This window comes from Nonomuraea aurantiaca (genome assembly GCF_020215705.1).
Classification (GTDB): domain Bacteria; phylum Actinomycetota; class Actinomycetes; order Streptosporangiales; family Streptosporangiaceae; genus Nonomuraea; species Nonomuraea aurantiaca.
The window spans coordinates 301,040-319,403 of record NZ_JAIWNB010000007.1 but is presented as its reverse complement, the minus strand read 5'-3'; the positions used below and the strand labels follow the sequence as shown (position 1 = coordinate 319,403).

The 18,364-nt window shown below is 68.8% G+C and carries 12 protein-coding genes and 1 pseudogene; 3 read left to right on the top strand and 10 right to left on the bottom strand.

Annotated features, from left to right (window positions below; translation table 11 throughout):
- The first annotated feature begins 4 nt into the window (after positions 1–4).
- Both LDL49_RS19565 and LDL49_RS19560 read left to right on the top strand, forming a co-directional pair.
- Positions 5–610 (top strand): CoA-binding protein, encoded by a 606-nt coding sequence (locus LDL49_RS19565; protein WP_225292523.1) that lies wholly within the window; start codon positions 5–7, stop codon positions 608–610.
- The gene (locus tag LDL49_RS19560) at positions 534–1,922 is read left to right on the top strand and encodes an acetate--CoA ligase family protein (protein WP_308016157.1); all 1,389 of its coding nucleotides are present in this window, start codon (positions 534–536) and stop codon (positions 1,920–1,922) included. Before LDL49_RS19565 ends, LDL49_RS19560 begins: the two co-directional genes overlap by 77 nt.
- Positions 1,923–2,004: 82 nt before the next feature.
- On the opposite strand, the gene LDL49_RS19555 is transcribed toward LDL49_RS19560, so the two are convergent.
- Genes LDL49_RS19555 through LDL49_RS19545 form a run of 3 tightly spaced genes read right to left on the bottom strand, consistent with a single transcriptional unit; the run spans position 2,005 to position 4,210 of the window.
- Entirely contained in the window at positions 2,005–3,132 is a 1,128-nt protein-coding gene (locus LDL49_RS19555) for a thiolase C-terminal domain-containing protein (RefSeq protein WP_225292522.1), read from the bottom strand.
- 42 nt (positions 3,133–3,174) lie between these two features.
- The gene (locus tag LDL49_RS19550; protein ID WP_225292521.1) at positions 3,175–3,645 is read right to left on the bottom strand and encodes a Zn-ribbon domain-containing OB-fold protein; all 471 of its coding nucleotides are present in this window, start codon (positions 3,643–3,645) and stop codon (positions 3,175–3,177) included.
- A gap of 55 nt (positions 3,646–3,700) precedes the next feature.
- Entirely contained in the window at positions 3,701–4,210 is a 510-nt protein-coding gene (locus LDL49_RS19545; RefSeq protein ID WP_225292520.1) for a VOC family protein, read from the bottom strand.
- Positions 4,211–4,363: 153 nt separating this feature from the next.
- On the opposite strand from LDL49_RS19545, the pseudogene LDL49_RS19540 reads away from it, so the two are divergent.
- Positions 4,364–5,680: pseudogene (locus LDL49_RS19540) on the top strand (MFS transporter).
- A 634-nt stretch (positions 5,681–6,314) separates the two neighbouring features.
- Here LDL49_RS19540 and ettA read toward each other — a convergent pair.
- The 7 genes from ettA to LDL49_RS19505 all read right to left on the bottom strand — a co-directional run bounded on the left by ettA (position 6,315) and on the right by LDL49_RS19505 (position 18,357).
- Positions 6,315–7,979, bottom strand: coding sequence for an energy-dependent translational throttle protein EttA (gene ettA / locus LDL49_RS19535; RefSeq protein ID WP_225292519.1), 1,665 nt, complete (start codon positions 7,977–7,979; stop codon positions 6,315–6,317).
- 834 nt (positions 7,980–8,813) lie between these two features.
- Entirely contained in the window at positions 8,814–10,013 is a 1,200-nt protein-coding gene (locus LDL49_RS19530) for a cytochrome P450 (protein ID WP_225292518.1), read from the bottom strand.
- A gap of 861 nt (positions 10,014–10,874) precedes the next feature.
- On the bottom strand, positions 10,875–11,360 hold the full coding sequence (locus LDL49_RS19525) for a GbsR/MarR family transcriptional regulator (RefSeq protein ID WP_225292517.1): 486 nt from the start codon (positions 11,358–11,360) through the stop codon (positions 10,875–10,877).
- A gap of 322 nt (positions 11,361–11,682) precedes the next feature.
- Complete coding sequence (locus tag LDL49_RS19520; protein WP_225292516.1) at positions 11,683–12,975, bottom strand: GGDEF domain-containing protein; 1,293 nt, start codon at positions 12,973–12,975, stop codon at positions 11,683–11,685.
- 459 nt (positions 12,976–13,434) lie between these two features.
- On the bottom strand, positions 13,435–14,640 hold the full coding sequence (locus LDL49_RS19515; RefSeq protein WP_225292515.1) for a single-stranded DNA-binding protein: 1,206 nt from the start codon (positions 14,638–14,640) through the stop codon (positions 13,435–13,437).
- 379 nt (positions 14,641–15,019) lie between these two features.
- Entirely contained in the window at positions 15,020–16,642 is a 1,623-nt protein-coding gene (locus LDL49_RS19510) for a GTPase (RefSeq protein ID WP_225292514.1), read from the bottom strand.
- Positions 16,639–18,357 carry a GTPase gene (locus tag LDL49_RS19505; protein ID WP_225292513.1) on the bottom strand — a complete coding sequence of 573 codons (1,719 nt, stop codon included), beginning with the start codon at positions 18,355–18,357 and terminating at the stop codon, positions 16,639–16,641. Before LDL49_RS19505 ends, LDL49_RS19510 begins: the two co-directional genes overlap by 4 nt.
- Positions 18,358–18,364: the final 7 nt, after the last annotated feature.

The following is an 18,364-nucleotide window of genomic DNA, read 5'->3' as shown; positions in this document are numbered from 1 at the left end:
TGAGATGTCGGTCGAGGCGCTGTTCAACCCGGGGTCCATCGCGCTGGTCGGCGCCACCGACAAGTCGGGGTGGTCGATCAGCACACTGCTCAACCTGCGCATGTACGGCTTCGCCGGGCCCGTGCACCTGGTCAATCCGCGCGGCGGGACCGTGCACGGCGCGCCCGCCCACCGGAGCCTGGCCGAGGTTCCGGCGCCGGTCGATCTGGCCTACGTCATGGTGCCGACCGCCGCGGTGCTGGGGGTGCTGCGGGAGGGGGCCAAGCTGGGGATCCGGTGTTACGTGATCCTGACGGCGGGCTTCGGGGAGGCAGGTGTTGAGGGCGCGCGGCTGGAGTCGGAAATTTCGGCTTTTGCTGCGGAAAATGATCTGACGATCCTGGGGCCGAACGGGAACGGCTACATCAACGCCGCCGCCGGCATCACCCCGTACGGGCTGCCCATCCCCCAGCCGCTGCTGCGCGGATCGGTGGGTGTGGTGCTGCAGAGCGGCGCGCGTCGCCAGGCGGGCGCTGCTGGCGGGCAAGCCGATCGTGGCGCTGAAGATCGGCCGCAGCAGGCTCGCCTCCCACACGGCGCAGGCCCACACCGGCGCGCTGGTCGGCGATGACGACGTCATCGACGCGGCGCTGCGGCAGCTCGGCGTGATCAGGGTCCGGTCCCTGGAGGACCTGGTCATCACGGCGGGGCTGCTCGCCTCCGTGGGACCGCTGCCCGGGCGGCGCGTCGGCGTCGTCACGCCGTCGGGCGGCGCGTCGGAGATCATCGCCGACCGGGCCGAGGACGAGGGCCTGGAGCTGCCGCCGTTCGCGCCCTCGACGGTGGCGCGACTGGCGGAGATCGTCCCGTCCTTCGGCACCGTGCAGAACCCGCTCGACGTGACCGGCTACGTGCTGATCGACCGGACGCTGCTGGGCCGGGCCCTGGAAGCGGTGACCGCCGATCCGGGGATCGATCTGGTCATGCTGCTCTCGGAGCCGCCTCGGGTCGCGCCGCCGGACCCCGCTCCGGTCTTCGCGCTGTACGCGGCCAGCGCCCGGCGAATCGCCGAGTCGCCGGTGCCGGTCGTGGTGGTGAGCAATGTGCTGACGGACGTCACGGAGTTCGGCCGGGCGGTGCAGGAGGAGACCGGGTTTCCGTACGTGGTGGGCGGGATCGAGCACGGGATGTCCGCGATCGGCGCGGCCGTCCGGTGGTCGGCGGCCCACACCCGCGCCCTCGCCGGCCCGGCCTCGGGCGGAGCGGCTGCCATCGCGAGTGAGGAGGCGGCTTTGGTCGGGGCGTTCGGGGTGTGGGGGGAGCATCGCGCCGCTGCCTTGCTGGCCTCGGCGGGGGTGCCCGTCGTGCCGTCGGAGCTGGTGGGCGATGAGGTGGCGGCGGTCGCGGCGGCGGAGCGGTTCGGGTTCCCGGTGGTGCTCAAGACCGCCGCCGAGGGCTTAGGCCACAAGAGCGACGTCGGCGGCGTACGGCTCGGGCTCTCCTCCCCCGACGAGGTACGGCTGGCCTACCGCGACGTGGTCGCCGCGCTGGCCGGGGAGGCGGCCGCCCTGGTGCAGCCGCAGCGCGACGGCGGGGTGGAGCTGCTGGTGGGCGTCGTGCGAGATCCCGCCTGGGGCCTCACCCTGGCCGTGGGGCTGGGCGGGATCTGGGTGGAGGTGCTGCGTGACACGGCCCTGCGGATCCTGCCGGTGGACGCCCGTTCGGTGCGGGAGGCGCTGACGGAGTTGCGCGGGGCCGCGTTGCTGCGTGGCGTCAGGGGCGCCGAGCCCGCCGACCTCGACGCGGTGGCTGAAGTGGTGGCGCGGGTGGCGGCGTTCGCGGAGTCGCTGGGGGACCGGCTGGAGTCGCTGGAGATCAACCCGCTGCTGGTCAGGGGGTCCCACGTGGAGGCTCTGGACGCGCTGGTGACGTGGCGCACCTGACGGGACCGCAGGCGCCCGTCAGGGCAGCCGGACGGGACTGCGGACGTCCGTCACGGAGGCCGGTTCGGCGGGGCCGGGTCGGTCATGGCAGCCGGTTCGACAGGACCAAGGTGGCAGCGGTGGCGAACATGCCGCCGTTGCCCAGCACCACGCTCACCTCCACCCCCGGCACCTGGGCGGCGGCCTCCCCGCGGAGCTGCCGGACCGCCTCCTGGATGGCGAACATCCCGTACATCCCGGTATGCGTGTACGAGAGACCGCCCCCGTTGGTGTTGAGCGGCAGCCGACCGCCCGGCGACGTGTGCCCCTCGGCGATGAACGCCCCCGCCTCGCCCCGCCCGACGAAGCCCAGATCCTCCAGCCCGTAGATCGGCACGTGCGCAAAAGCGTCGTACACCATCAGATGGTCCACATCCTCATGCGAGATTTTGGCCTCGGCGAAGGCCGACTCCCCCGACAGCCGGAACGCCTTGGACGTGGTGAAATCCTCCATCTGCGAGATGATCGGAGAGTCGGCCGCCTCGCCCGAGCCGAGCAGGTGGACCGGGTCGCGCCTGGCCCGATCCTCGGAGGTGACGATCAGCGCGCCGCCCCCGTCCGTCACCAGGCAGCACTCCAGCAGGTGGAACGGGTAGGCCACCAGCCGAGACGCCAGCACGTCCTCGACCGTGATCAGTTCCTGGTACATCGCGCGCGGATTGAGGTGCGCCCACCTCCGCTGCGCGACCGCCACCTCGGCCAGCTGCTCGTGCGGGAGCCCGGTCTCCTTCATGTACCGCAGCGCCGTCAGGGTGAACAGCGTCGGCGGCCCCGCCACCCCGTACGGCAGCTCGAACTGCCCCAGCAACGAGTCGGCCCCCATCCCGAACCGCGCCGCGCCGACCCGGGACCGTCCCGACTCGCCGTGGGTGATCAACACGGTGCGGCAGAGCCCGGCGCGGATCGCCGCGGCCGCATGCCGTACATGGAAGAGGAACGACGACCCGCCCACGCCGGTCCCGTCGAGCCAGGCGGGTGTGACGCCGAGCGCGTGGGCGATCTGCACCGGCCCCGGGGTGCCCACGGTGGCGAGGCCGTCGATGTCGTCCTTGGTCATCCCCGCGTCGGCGAGCGCGTTGCGCGCCGCCTCCAGGTGCAGTCCCATGGTCGAGTGGTACGGCAGGCGGCCCACCTCGTCGGTCTCGGCCGCGCCGGCGATCACGATGTTCATGCGGTCGCTCCTGCCTGGTTCATCCAGTGGCTCCCGCCGGGTTCATCCGGTCGGTCCAGGGTTGCTCCGGCCGGTCGCTTCGGCTGGTCGCTCGGGCCGGTCTCTGGGGCCGGCCGCTTCCGTCGGTTCGAAGAGCGGCACGTGCACGTCGCCGCGCCGCTCGAAGACCACACGGAGGCTCAGGTCCAGTGGCAGGTTTTCGGGGACGACCTCGACGCCGACGATGTTGGTCATCATGCGTACCCCCTCCGCCAGCTCCACGACGGCGATCGCGTACGGACCGTCGTCCTCGAAGCCGGGCGCGGGACGGTGGTTGATCACGTACGAGTAGAGAGTCGCGCGGCCGCTGGCCCGCACCCACTCCACATCGGCGGAGCCGCAGTGCGGGCAGCCGGGCCGTGGATAGAAGTAGTGCCGCGCGCACGCCCGGCAGCGCTGGATCCTGAGCTCTCCGGCCGCCGTGCCGTCCCAGAAGGGCTGCGTCTCCGGCGTGGGCTTCGGCACGGGCTTCATCGGCCTCCCCAATCTGGTTCTAGAATGACACTCTAGATTTAGATTCGGGTGAATCTCAAGGGCTGGGAATCCCGTTGCCGTTGCGACCGCGGCCGTCAAGCACGTCGTCCAACGAAGGCCGGGACTCCCCGCCACGGGGTCCCGCCTGGGCCAGCTGGATCAGCACGCCGTGCGCCTCCTTGGGATGCAGGAACACCTCACGCCAGCGCTGGTCGCGAACGTTCAGGCCGTGGAGCCGGTAGCCCCGCTCGGTCAGCCTGGCCACGGCGGCGTCGAGGTCGTTGACGTGGAAGTTCAGGTGGTGGACGCCGCCTCTGCCGCGGGTCAGCTCGAAGAAGCTGTCGAAGAAGTCCGACCCGGCCAGCGGCTCCATCAGCTCGACCTTGCCGCCACCCGCGTACGTGAGCTGCAGAGTGCGGTAGCCACTTGAACGGTTGTCGCCACCGCCGCCCAGGTGGCGGCCTCCGAGCAGGTCGCGATAGATCGGCAGCAGGTCCCGGATGCGGGGCGCCGCCACGGCCGTGTGGTCGAAGGTCACCTCTAGCCCGTCCAGTTCGAGGTCCACACCGACTCCCTTCCTAGAATTCTATTCTAGATCTTAGCGGAGCGACCCGCACTCTTGACGTGGGGCGTTGTGAGGAGCAGCATTTCAGAAATGGATTCTAGAGCTACCTTCTAGAACTCATGACGGGGGCCTGTACGACGAGAGAGGCGAGTCATGAGGCTGTCCTACGTCCGCGAACTCGACGAGTACCCCACCGGCGCCCGACGCATGAAGATCCTCACGATGGCCGTGCTCGCCATCCTCATCGGTTCCTATGAGGCGCAGATCGCGCCGGTGGTCCCGCTGCTGCTCAAGGACCTGCACATGACCCTGGCCACTTACGGCGCCGTGTCGGGCGCCGCGGCCATCGCCGGCGCGATCGCCTCCATCCTGGGCGGACGGCTCACCGACCGGCTCGGCCGGGTACGGCTGCTGGTGCCCCTGATGATGCTGACCGCCGTCTGCTGCTTCGTCATGACACTCGTGCACAGCCCGCGCGACCTGCTGCTGGCCCGCATCCTGCTGGCGTTCGTGGACGGCGTGGCGATGGCCAGCACTGCGCCTCTGGTCCGCGACTTCTCGCCGCGGCTCGGCCGGGCGCAGGCGTTCGGCTTCTGGACCTGAGGACCGGTCGGCGCCAACTTCCTGGCCGCGGCCATCGCGGGCTGGACGCTGCCGATCTTCCACGATTCGTGGCGCTCGCAGTTCGTCATCATGGGCTGCTTCTCGCTGGTGATCTCGTTCGTCATCGCCTTCAACATCGCCGACCTCTCCCCCGAGCTGCGGGCCAGGATCCAGCACACCGAACAGGCCGCCACCCAGGTCGTCGACCTGAGCCAGCCGGCCCGCCTCCGCTCGCTGTTCGCCAGGCGCAACATCTGGGCGCACGTGGTGGGCATCTCGCTCTGGCTGGTGCTCTACATCACGCTGTCGTTGTTCGGGCAGACGATGCTCGTCGGGGCGCTCGGCATCAGCACCGCCCAGGCGTCCACGATCATGGCGGCGTTCTGGAGCCTGAACCTGATCACACTGATCATCACCGGGCGCCTCTCGGACCGCACACAGCTACGCAAGCCGTTCTCGCTCTGCGGCACGATCGCCGCGGTACTCGTCACCGCCTACCTCGCCGTCGCGCTCGGGCAGGAAGGCGTCTCGACGGGCACCCTCATGCTGGTGGGGGCGCTGCTCGGCGGCTCGCTAGGTGTGGCGTACGCACCCTGGATGGCCAACTACTCGGAGGACGCGGAGGACGCCGACCCGCGTTTGCAGGGCACGGCCTGGGGGCTGTTCGGCTTCCTCTCCAAGGGCATCGCCGTGATCGGCCTGGTCACCATCCCACGCGTGGTGGAGGCTACGAACTGGCAGACTTGGCTGTTCATCTCGCTCGGCTGCCTGATCCTGTTCATCCCGGCGATCGTCCTGTTCAACGGCCCATGGCGCCGCCCCGCCCGCACCCCTGTAGCCGTCGCTCTGGGAGAGGCCGAAGGCTGACCGCCCTGGGGAGGCCGAAGGCTGACCCTCTTGGGCGGGCCGAGGCGATGATCGGGCCCGGGCGACCGAAGGGACGACCGAGGCCGGGAAGACCGGAGGCTGACCGGCCTCGGCGGACGGAAAACGACCGCCCTCGACCGACCGAACGGACGACCGCGCTCCGGAACACCGAAGCCTGATCACCCTCAACAGACGGAAGACCGAAAGGACGACCGCGCTCGGGGAGGCCCAAGACGGCTGTCCTCCGGGGGCCGAGGGTGACGAGCAGGGGAGTCCGGAGACGACCGAGCTGTCCGCCGCGCTCTCCAGGGTGCCGGTGCCTGCCGCCTCGTGGACAGGTGCCGCCGCATCCACGGGGTCGGGGTCAGCACCCAGAGGGCCAACCGTGCGCACGTCACGGCGCCCAGCCACCTCCACCGGAGGAGCGTGTCCCTGGACAGACCCCAGCCACGCACAGAGGGTGGGGCTCACCGGGCCTGCCGTAAATGCTGGCTGAAAAAACGCCCAGCCACGACGAGCGGCACGCGCCCCGCACGGGGGCGCGGCTCACCGAGCTGGGCGTACAAGATCGGAAAAGCGGTCCGGGCCTGGAGTGTCGAGGAAACCCCAAACACTCCCGGGCCGGGTGCGGAAGTTAGTCGCGGTGGAGCTTGCGGTAGGTGATCCGGTGCGGGCGGGCGGCGTCCGCGCCCAGACGCTCGATCTTGTTCTTCTCGTAGTCGGCGAAGTTGCCCTCGAACCAGAACCAGTTCGACCCTTCCTCCCACGCCAGGATGTGCGTGGCGATGCGGTCGAGGAACCACCGGTCGTGCGAGGTGATGACCGCGCAGCCCGGGAAGTCGAGGAGCGCGTTCTCCAGCGAGGAGAGCGTCTCGGTGTCGAGGTCGTTGGTGGGCTCGTCGAGCAGGAGGACGTTGCCGCCCTGCTTGAGGGTGAGCGCCAGGTTGAGGCGGTTACGCTCGCCGCCCGACAGGACGCCGGCCTTCTTCTGCTGGTCGGGGCCCCTGAAACCGAACGCCGCGATGTAGGCGCGGGACGGCATCTCGACGTTGCCGACCTTGATGTGGTCGAGCCCGTCGGAGACGACCTCCCAGACGTTCTTGTTCGGGTCGATGCCGCCGCGGCTCTGATCGGCGTAGGAGATCTTGACGGTGTCGCCGACGACGATCGAACCGCTGTCGGGCGTCTCACTACCGGTGACCATGCGGAACAACGTGGTCTTGCCGACGCCGTTGGGGCCGATGATGCCGACGATGCCGTTACGCGGCAGGTCGAACGTCAGCTTCTCCATGAGCACCCGGTCGTCGAACCCCTTGGTGAGGTCCTCGGACCTGATCACCGTGGTGCCGAGACGCGGGCCCGGCGGGATCTGAATCTCATCGAAGTCGAGCTTGCGGTGCTTGTCGGCCTCGGCCGCCATCTCCTCGTAGCGCTGCAGACGCGCCTTGCTCTTGGTCTGGCGGGCCTTCGGGTTGGAGCGGACCCACTCCAGCTCGTCCTCGAGGCGCTTCTTACGCTTGACGTCCTTCTGCCCCTCGACCTTGAGGCGCTGCGTCTTGGCCTCCAGGTAGGTGGAGTAGTTGCCCTCGTAGGCGTAGGCGCGGCCGCGGTCGAGCTCCAGGATCCACCCGGCGACGTTGTCGAGGAAGTAGCGGTCGTGGGTGACGGCGAGGACAGTGCCCGCGTATTTCTCCAGGTGCTGCTCCAGCCACTGCACACTCTCGGCGTCGAGGTGGTTGGTGGGCTCGTCGAGCAGCAGGAGATCGGGCGCCTCCAGCAGCAGCTTGCACAGGGCGACGCGGCGGCGCTCACCACCGGACAGCGTGGTCACGTCGGCGTCGGGCGGCGGGCAGCGCAGGGCGTCCATGGCCTGTTCGAGCTGGCTGTCGACGTCCCACGCGTTGCGGTGCTCAAGCTGGTCCTGCAGCTTGCCCATCTCGGCGAGCAGCTCTTCGCTGTAGTCGGTGGCCATCTGCTCGGCGATCGCGTTGTAGCGCTCGAGCATCTCCAGCGTCTCGGCCACGCCCTCCTGGACGTTGCCCAGGACGGTCTTCTCCTCGTTGAGCGGGGGCTCCTGCTGGAGCATGCCCACGGTGAAACCCGGCATGAGTTTGGCGTCGCCATTGGACGGCTGCTCCAGGCCGGCCATCATCCGGAGCAGCGTCGACTTTCCGGTGCCGTTCGGGCCCAGGACGCCGATCTTGGCTCCGGGCAGGAACGACAGCGTGACGTCGTCAAGGACAACCTTGTCGCCGTGCGCCTTGCGCACGCGCTGCAGCGTATAGATGTACTCCGGCATGGCATCTAGCTTAGGGGCTCTCGACCCGGGCTTCCGCCGCTCCACCGGACGGTCATGAGATGGCGGGCGCGACATCGGATAGTGGGCGATCTCCGGCCACAGTTTTCGGACGTTGGGCTCCATGTCCGGCAATAGGTTCGAGCGTTGGGATCCATGTCCGGCGACAGCTTCGGTCGTTGGGATCCATGTCCGGCGAGCGCTCAGGAGGGCGAGCGCTCAGGAGAAGGACGGCCTGTTCCGCCGTCGTCCACCGCCGCGTTGCGCAGTCGGCCGTCTGGAACCTCTTCCTGTACGCCGTATGCGCCCCGTGCCGATCGGCGTGGCCGGGCCCTGCGCGACGTACACGCCAGCTGACGATCGGTGCGGCCGGGCTCCGCAGGGGGTCTGCCATCAGCAGCCGGCGTGATCCCGAACTCGGGCTGTCGCCACGGAGGCGACCTCGTCCGCCGCACCACAACCCGAGATCGGCACACCGCAGCCCCAACTCCTTGGGGCGGTCGGCACGGATGATCGTCGTCGGATCCGCCAGGCCAGGCCAGCCACGGGTGATGTCGGCCACCACACCCGGCTTCACCAGCTGGATCGCATCCCCGCACACACCCCCTGGCCGACCGCCGACGCGCCGGATACCGTCCTCCTCCTCCCCGCACACCCTCTAGCCGACCGCCGACGCGCGGGATCCTGACCTCTCCTTGCACACACCCCCTGGCCGACCATTGGCGCGGAATGCCGTACTCCTCCCCGGACACACCCCTAACTGACCGTCGGCGCGCGGGATGCCGTACTCGACGAGTTGTTTGCGCACCCCGACCCAGTGACCCCGCGCGCAAATGGTCAGATCAATCGAAGGCGGCGCACTCCTGTCATGGTCGGCGTGGGCATGAACGCCACGGGGTCGTTCGGATCGGTGCGCAGGGGGTTGAACCGGTCGAGCAGGATGTTCAGGGCGACCCGTCCCTCCAGCCGGGCCAAGGGGGCGCCCAGGCAGAAGTGGATGCCGCGGCCGAAGGCGAGATGCGGGTTGGGGTCGCGACCAGGGTCGAAGACGTCGGGGTTGGGGAACTGACGAGGGTCTCGGTTGGCCGGTCCGGGCCAGACCATGATCAGTTGATCGGCCGGTATCGTCACACCGCCGAGTACGGCTTCGCGGGTGGTGGAGCGGCCGAGGGCGGCGAACGGGGTGAAGAAGCGGAGAGATTCCTCTATGACGGCCGGGACCGAGGCGCGGTCGGCCCGTACCTTGTCCTGCTGCTCGGGAAAGGCGTCCAGGCAGAGCACCGTGTTGCCGAGGAGCATCGTCGTGGTGATGTGTCCGGCGAGCAGGAGGATGATCGCGAAGTTGACCACCTGGGCGTCGGGCAGGCGCTCGCCGTCCACCTCGGCCTCGACCAGCTTGGTGAGCAGGTCGGCGCGCGGCTGTCGTTTGCGCTCTGCGGCGTGGCCAGCGAGATAGGCGGACATTTCATGCCACGGTCGTAGTGTGGCCTGAATGGCCACGTTCTGTTCTTCTGTGGGCTTGGCGAGTGAGATCTTGGCGTCACGCTGGAACAGCGCATCGGCCCACTGCTTGAACAGGGCGCGATCGCTGCTGGGTACACCCAGCAGTTCGGCGATGACGATGACCGGAAGCGGGTAGGCCAGATCGGTCACGAGTTCCAGCTCGCCACGTTCTTGCGCCGCGTCGAGCAGTTCGTGGGTGAGGGCGGCGATCCTCGGCTCGAGATCCGCGACGACCTTACGGGTGAAGGCGCTGCTGACCAGCTTGCGCAGCTTGCCGTGCTCCGGCGGGTCGATCTGGGTGATGAAACCCTCCATCGAGAATTCCTCGGCGGCCGGCATCAGGCCCTTGGGGATGACCCGCATGGTGTCGGAGGAGAACGTCGCCGGGTCTCCGAGGACCTCCTGCAGTTCCGGGTAGCCGTAGACGTTCCACATTCCCATGTCGGCGTCATACTCGACCGGCTGACCCGATCGCGGCCCGTGCAGCCAGAAGTGCTGTTTGGGGATGTTGTACCTCTCGACGATGTCGGCCATCGCCTCTCCCTTGGTAGTAGATCCGTTTCGGCTGTGGATCGATTCCTGAAAGATCGAGATGTACTGCCCTGGCCGCCCGGGGACGGCCCGAGGTTAGATGCGGCCGTCTACATACGGCCGCCTGTCTTTGACCGCTGCGGCGAGCACCCCAGCGGAGAGACGCGTGCGGTTGCATCCGTGCTGGATCCCGGCGCGACATCGCGGTGGACTCCACCACGATCTCCATGGAGATGCGCGGTTGGCGCGAATCCGTGGCATCGGCGCGCTTAGAGCAGAGACCGGTGATCGCTGACCACGTTCCAGACGCCCTGGCGCAGGGCGCCTGGGCCGATAGCGGAAGCGGAAGTGGTAGCGCCGTACCGGATCCTGCGGTGGGCCGGGATCCTGTGGAAGTGCAGAGGTCCTGCCGTGGTGCGGGGTCCTGCGGTAAGGCATGAACTGTGGGGCGGGGCCGGAAATATATGGAAATACGTTGTACGGCTGCTCGCCGGAGGGGACTCGGCGCGATCTGGAATCGGAGACCGGGTTCCGTCACAGCAGCCGTCGTGCGGTAGAGCCCTATTTTACGGTGGTACGTGGATCGTGCTGTTATACGTGAAGCGTGCGGCGGCGCGTTGTTCGTGCGTCGGCGCCTTGTTCGTTCGGCGATGCCGGGAACCTAAGGAAATACGTTGGTCCCGTGGCGGTGCGTGATGAAGGGCACATGCTCTCCGCATGCGAGGTGAGGGTTCCATCGCTCACGTGGTGGTCGCCGGGGATCGTCCGTGGCGAGCGGCTCTCGCACGTCCACAGGTAGAGAGTGCCGACAATGTCCAGATCACTCCCTCATCGGCATGCCGCTGAAGTGGACCCTTCCCGTGTTCATTTAGCGCTCCGATCCTCGTCGTGACCCGACTTCTCGCGATAGTCCTGCCAGCGCAGAAGGAATTCGTTCGTGTCGTGCTCGATGAAGGCGAAGAACTCCCGGGATTCCTCCAGCCGCGCCCGCTGGTCGGTCTGGCCCTTGCCGACGATCGACAACCCGAAGTCCAACGTCTCCAGGCCGAACCCCACCCCGCCCAACTGAACCCTCAGGACGTGTTCCCATCCCCCGCCTGCCACCTGGTAACGGTGCTCACGGCTTGAGGTGGGAACGCGCTCGATCATCCCGGCGCCCTCCAGCTGTCTGGCCACCGTGCTGATCGCGGTCTTGCTCACCCCGAGCTGCGCGGCCAGATCAGTGAGCGACTGCTGCGAGGGGTCGCAGATCATCAGCCACGCATACAGACGGCCCATCGTCCGCGTCCCGCCCAAACGCTCCATGACCAGGCCCATTCGGTCGACGAACTCGGCCTCCTGCGGCTCCATCAAATGCGAACTCCGGCGTTATCGTAAAGTACGTACTTGACGAAGTGTACGTACTGCCTCGGCGTATAGCAATAGTCAGAAGGACGCAGACAAACCCCTGGCTTAGGCGCTGGGTTCAGATGCGGGCTGGAGGATTGCGGGTTCGACGTCAGACGACGGCCTCTTCAGGAGGACACCAGGCAGCGGGCCGCAGAAGTCCGGTGCGACGCCACACGACGATCTCCCAGAAGGACATCAGGCAGCAGCCCACCGAAGCCCAGTACGACGACCAGGCAGCTGGCATTCCAAGAGGACATCAGGCGACGGGGGATTGGGGAGGGCGTCAGGCGGCGGGGTCTTCGGGGAGGGCGGGTGGGGATGGTTGGATGACGGGGACGCAGACGCGGTCGCGGCCGAGTTCTTTGGCGCGGTACAGCGCCAAGTCTGCGGCGGCGAGGAGTTCGATCAGGTCGTCGCCGTGGACGCTCATCAGGGCCACGCCTGCCGAGATGGTGACAGAGATCATCGCGTCGTCCGCTGGGACGGACATGCGGCCGATGCAGTAGCGGAGGCGTTCGGCCACTCGGCGGGCCTCGTGGATGTCGGCGCGGGGCAGGAGGACCACGAACTCCTCTCCACCGAAGCGGCCCACCACGTCGTAGTCGCGCAGTTGGCTGCGGAGGGTGGCCGCTACGCCGACGAGGACCTGGTCGCCGGCCAGATGGCCATGGGTGTCGTTGACCCGTTTGAAGTGGTCGATGTCGATGATCAGGAGGGCGAGCGTCTCGCCGGTGCGGCGGGCGCGGACGATCTCGGTGTCGGCCTCTCGCTGCCAGGCGGCGGCGTTCAGCAGACCGGTCTTGGCGTCGGTGCGGGCCGCCGCCTGGAGCTGGGCGTGCAGGAGGCTGCGCTGGAGCAGGACGACCGGCGGCAGGGCGAGGAGCAAGAGGGCGAGGTTGAGCCCGCAGGCGATCGCGACCGTGACGCCGAGGCAGAGCTCCACGACGTCGAGGAGCACGTTCTCCCTGTTCCAGAGCACCTCTCGCCAGGAGATGTCGGGGTTGGCGGTGTGTGCCGCGATCGCGATCAGGATGGTGTTGAGCAGGGCAAAGAGCACGGCGGAGCCGATCGCGAAGAGGATCGGGGGCCCGCTGCCCCGCGAGAGCACCGCCGAGTCGGGTACGAGCCAGTGGAACGTCACGGACGCCGTACAGGCAGCCAGCCCGATGACCGCCGCGCTGCACACCCGGCGATAGAGGACCGTCGCACGGACCCGCCATTGCAGCAGGACCTGCAGCACGATCGGCGCGAACAGCGAGTAGGCCGGCGGCAGCAGCAACGCCACCGGCAACCACCACGCCGACAGCAGGTCGCGGGAGACACCGGCAGGCATGCCCAGACGCCTGGTGGCCTCGATGCAGACCGCGCCGCAGCCCATGAGAGCGGCGAACGTCAGCAGTTGCGGCCATCGGAGTTCGGTAGATGTCGTGAAAAAGATGGTTGCGGCGAGATTCAGGATGACGATCCCGCTCAGGTAGTAAAGAAGCGGACGCCGTTGTCCGAGCAGCGGCCAACGTCCGGCCAGTGTTGAAACACCGTTGCGAGGCTTGACCGAGGCGTGACTGGTCGCCGCCATCTCGTCCCCTCCCTGACTAACGATGTGTAACACATTAATTGCGGAGTGTGCCTTGCGCGATGGGAACCAACTACGTTTGACGTTGTGACCACATACGTGCTGTAGTCGGCGAATGACCCGCTCACTCCGCGAGCGGACCGTGCTGGAAAGGAGCAGCCATGGTGCAGGGCGTGACCTGGACCTGAGAGACGCTCTAGCCATCTGACACCCGGCAACACCATCGGCCGAATTTTCGGTGCCACCCCGTGGGGCTTCATGGCATCACCGCGTACGGTCGGTGACCCCTCCCTTCCTTCCCGCTCACCTGCGGGCGCATGAGCGGGCACCGGCTTGATAGACCGATGCTCCGCTCATGCGTGAGCCGTTGTGCCGCAGAACCCGCTAGGCCGCCGGTCGATCCTCGCCAGCTACGCCGCTGTCCCCTCCTCGCCGGCTAGGCCGCTGTTCGCTCCTCGCTCGCTAGGCTGCTGCTCGCTCCTCCGTCGGCCAACCAGCGTCCTCCGCCTCGGTCTCGTTGTCGTCAGCACCCAGGATTCGTACGGTCGCGCCGCCGCCCGGGCGGGCTGCCGGAGACAGAGCACCTCGGGACTGGGACCTCGTTGACGCCGCACCCCGCAGCGCGGTGCTGGTCGGCGCAGAGCCAGATGCAGAGCCAGATGATGCGGCACCTGCTGACGCCGCATCTGCTGACGTGGCGCCGGTTGGCGTGGAACCGGATGATGCGCCGCCTGCTGACGCGGCGCCGGTTGGCGTAGAGCCCATTGACGCCGCAACCGTTGACGCGGCGTCTGTGGGTGCAGAGTCAGTTGACGAATCACCGGTGGGTGAGGTGGTGCTCGGTGAAGAGGCGGATTGCTTGGCGCTGGGCTGCCTGGTGGCTGCGGGGCCACTCTGCTTGGGGACCTCTGCCGTAGTGGTGCTTTCGAGTGGGCGAGCACGACGGGACCCGGTGCCGAGCACGCTGGCGGATATCTGGTCCTTGATGGTGTAAGTCGGCGCACGCCCCTCCTCGACGGTGCCGCTCTCCCCAAACGCAGGGGGCGGTGAAGTCGGGCGAGCCTGCTGTGATGCCGTGTGGTCCCCCGATGCCATCGCCTCGTCCGTCAGGGCTCGCGGCTCCGTCGGACGGTCAGGGCCGCGCTTCTGGTCCTCCGCGACGCGGGGTGCGGAGCCTTCTGCCACCCAGGCATCTGCGCGGGTTGCCGTGCGGCGGTCGGGAACGGGCTTGGCGCCCAGGGCCCAGTCCTGGGTTTCCTCGTCCAGGCGGTCGCGCATCTCCTTGCTCACCGAGCCGGTGCCGCCGCCGCGCTCCGGCTTGGCGAAGACGCCCGTGCCCCAGCGCAGGTCGTGGCCCACCGAGTTGGCCTCGACCTCGGGCATGAAGCGCCGGTCGCCCTCGGGGCCGAACTCTCTGATGCGGAGCTTGCCGGAGACGACCACGGGCTGTCCTACCTGCACGGATTTGGCGACGTTGTCACCGAGGGTCCGCCAGCAGCGGACCGCGAAGCACACCCGCTCCCCATCGGCCCACTGTCCGGTCTTCTTGTCGAAGTATCGGTGGGTGGTGAGCACCCGGAGTGAGGTCACCCTGGCCCCGTCGTCGAAGCTGTATTGCCGTGGCTCTGCTGCGACGTTGCCAGTGAGCGTGATGTAGATGTCGTTCATCCCGTTGCCTCCCCTGTGGCGGGCGGGGTGCCCGCGACCTGGGAATACGGTGCCTCAGGCGAGGACGGGCGGGAGGGGCCGAACGGGGTTCTGTGGACAGGGGCATCTTGAGGACGACTGCCTGTGGACGAAGCCACCACCGAAGCCACCTGCTCTGAGGTGACTGCCCATGGACGAAGTCACCCCTGCGGCGGCTGTCCTTGAACCAAGCCGCCCCTGCGGCGACTGCCCGTAGAACGAACTGGCCGTAGAACGAAACCGCCCCTGCGGCGGCTGCCCCTGCACGAGGCGGCTGCCCCGGAAAGAGGTCAGGCGAGGCGTTCCCGAAGCCGACCACGCACAGCACCCTGAAGAGAAAGCGGCCCCGCCCACACAGGAGTCAGCCGGACAGCCCGCGCATCGCGCTGTAGAAAGCGTGGTGGCGGCCCAGTTCGCGTTCCACCGGCTCCACCACCATGGTCTCCGACACCGCGGCCACCCGTCGGCGCATCTCCCGTTCCAGGCGTTCGCGTTCCCTCGATGCCCCGAGCACGACGAAGTTGCGTGACGCGATGCCTGACAGCGCCCCCAACCCCAGTACGGAAGCCATCATCAGCCCCACCCAGGGCAGCGCGGCGCTGTCGCCGAGCAGTTGGAGGGACGCGGGGAGCTGGCCGGGGACGGTCAGTCCCACCGTCAGCCAGGCGAGCCCGCCGACGAAGGCCCCGACCAGGAAGTACTGCCAGATCTTCAGTATCCGCCACCAACCCGGCACCCGGTCGAGCTCGGGCGCGACCTCCGTGAGGTCCTCGGTCAGCACCTTGGGCAGCTGGCTGGAGCGGGAGCGGGCCGCGCGGTGCACCGCCGTACGCCACACCGGGTGCATCCCGACCGTCAGCCCGTCGGCGAGTGCCTGGACGGCGTTGGACACCTCGGCGGCCTGCGCGCTCACCGAGCCGGTCGTGATGCCGCGGATCTCGTCGCTGACATCGTCCAGGCGCAGTGACTTGAGCGGGTCCGGCCGGAACTTGGCCAGCCAGCGCGGGTACGGCCAGCCCACCCAGCGGCTCGACCGCTCGGCGTAGACGTTCTCCATGGCCTCGCCCACCGCCGGAACGCCCACGGCGTCGCAGAGCGCGTCCGTCAGACCGAGCCTGCGGGCCTCGTCGACCGACGCCGGCGCGGAGAGGGCCTCGCCGACCGGCATGGTCTCGGTCAAGCGCCGCTCCAGCCGGCGCAGGTCGGCTTCGAGCTTGTGGATGGCCGCCCGCCGCCGGCTGACCGCGCCCGAGATGACGCTCTTGAGGCTGTCGATGCCCCGGCCGCTGACCGCCGAGGTGGGCACCACGCTGGGATGTTCGACGCCTTCGCGGCGGAGCAGGTCGTTGAGGTCGATGACCAGCTCGGCGAGTTCCTCGGTCGACAGCTTGTCGGCCTGGTTGAGCGCGAACACGGTCATCGCGTCGTGCCCGGCCAGGTCGGTGACATAGCGCCGGTGCGTGGAGGCGTCGGCGTACTTCTGCGGGTCGAGCACCCACACCACCAGGTCGGCCAGGCCGATGAGCCGGTCGGCCTCGGTGTCGGTGAGCGCCCGGATCGAGTCGTGGTCGGGCAGGTCGAGCAGGATCAGGCCGTGGAGCTGGCTCTCACCCTTGTCCAGCGCGCTGGCGCGGGCGAAGCGGTGGCGCCACTGGATCTGCAGCCAGTCGAGCAGCGGCGCGGCGCCCTCCAGCCCCCACACGCAGGCGTGGGTACGGGCCGTGGTGGGCCTGCGTACGCCCGTGGGCGAGAGCTCCAGCCCGGAGATCGCGTTGAACAGCGACGACTTGCCGCTGCCGGTGCCGCCGGCGAGGGCGACCACGGTGTGCTCCGACGACAGCTTGAGCCGTTCGCCGGCCCGGGTCAGCAGCGCGCTTGCCTCGGAGAGCACCTTCTGGTCGAGCCGCCCGGGGCCAAGTTCAACGATCTTGGTCAGGGCGGTCAGCCGCGGAGCCAGGCCCGGCCTGGTGGTGACGGCGGTCATCGAGCGACCTCGAGGTTGTACGTCGCCTGGTAGAGGCGGGTCGCGGTGGACTCGTCGGGTATCCCGGCCGAGTCGAGCGCTTGCACGTAACGCATGGATTCCTCGTCGAACAGCATGCCGATCCTGGCTCGCAGGTCACTGAGCGCCTTGGCGCCGATGCCGCGCAGCGACTCGGCGCCGAGCAGGGCATTGACCAGCCGATGCGGCACGCCTTCGACGGTGCCGCCGCTGAACATCGCAACCATGAAGATCAACGATAGCGAGTCGGCATCGAACGACACGAACTTGGACACCGACCGCTTGGCCACACCTTCCGTGCGTACGAGCTCGGTGACGTGCTCCTGCCAGGCCGCGATGGCCCGGGTGGCATGCCGTACGAGCTCGTCGGAAGGTCGTTCGAGGCCCGCGCCGATCGTGCCGCCCAGCTCCGAGCGGTGCCGCCAGCGGGCGACCACCTCTTCGGCGGCGCGGTGGGCGGCGGCGACGATCACCGACTCCAGACCGGCGCGCAGCGCCGAGCGGAACGCGGTGACGCGCTCGGGCGCCTGCCTGCCCGACCTGCCCCGCTTGCGGAACTGGATCGTGCGCATGAGGTCGCCGGACCCGGCGAAGTCCTGCCAGCGGGCCAGCACCTCACCGTGGACGAGCATGCCGTTCCTGGTCGCCTTGTCGATCTCGGCGAGCGCGCTCATGTAGGCCGCCTCCACGTCGGCGCGCAGCTCGGTACGGAACGCGACCTGCCCCTCCAGATGCCTGGCCAGGGCGGGGACGCGGGTGCGGAAGCTGTCGAGCACACCGTTGAGCGTCTCGTGTACGGCCTGCGCGCGGCGGTCCTCGTCGACGGAGAGCTCGGCCAGCCAGAGGCGCAGATCGGTCATCTCATGATCGGGCAGCCTGCCGTCGACGACCTTCGTCTCGCCGATGACGAACCGGTCGACCTCGCCCAAGCCGTATTCGGTGAGCATCCGGACGAAGTGCTTCAGCACGACCTCCCGCGCCTTGGGCTGGACGCGCGAGAGCACGATGGCCAGCCGGGCGCCGCGCTCCTTGGCCAGCCGCAGGAGGTTCCAGGCGGGGGCGTCGGCGTAGCGGGCGGCGGTGGTCACGAAGATCCACAGGTCCGCGGCGTCGAGCATGCGGTGGGCGATCTCGTGGTGCTCCTCGACGACCGAGTCGATGTCGGGGGTGTCGAGCAGTGCGACGCCCTGCGGCAGCTTCTCGGTCGCGACCACGACCAGGCTGCCGATGCCGTCCTCGGGCGACGGCTTGTCGATCCGCCGCATGCCGCCGAGCAGGTCGCCCTTGGTGAACCACTGCCGGTCGTCCGGGTGGCAGACCAGCACGGGGATGCCGGTGGTGGGCCGTCGTACGCCGGTGCGGGAGATGTTCTTCTCGGCCAGGGAGTTGACCAGCGTGGACTTGCCCGCGCCGGTCGAGCCCGCGACCACGATGAGGGCGGGCGCGGTGTTCGTCCGTACTCTCGGGAGCACGTAGTCCTTGAGCTGGGCGAGCAGGTCGGCGCGGGCCTGCCTGGCCTCGGCCGCGCCCGGCAGGTCCAGGCCGAACCGCAGGTCGGACACGCTCTCGCGGAGCGCGTCGAGCGCCGCCGTCAGCGCGGCGACCATCTCGGGGGGCAGGGGCTCGACCCGCCGGACGGGGGGCCGCTCAACCGCGGCTTGCTCGGCGCCGACGAGCTCCGCGGGCTCAGCCGGCACAGCAGGT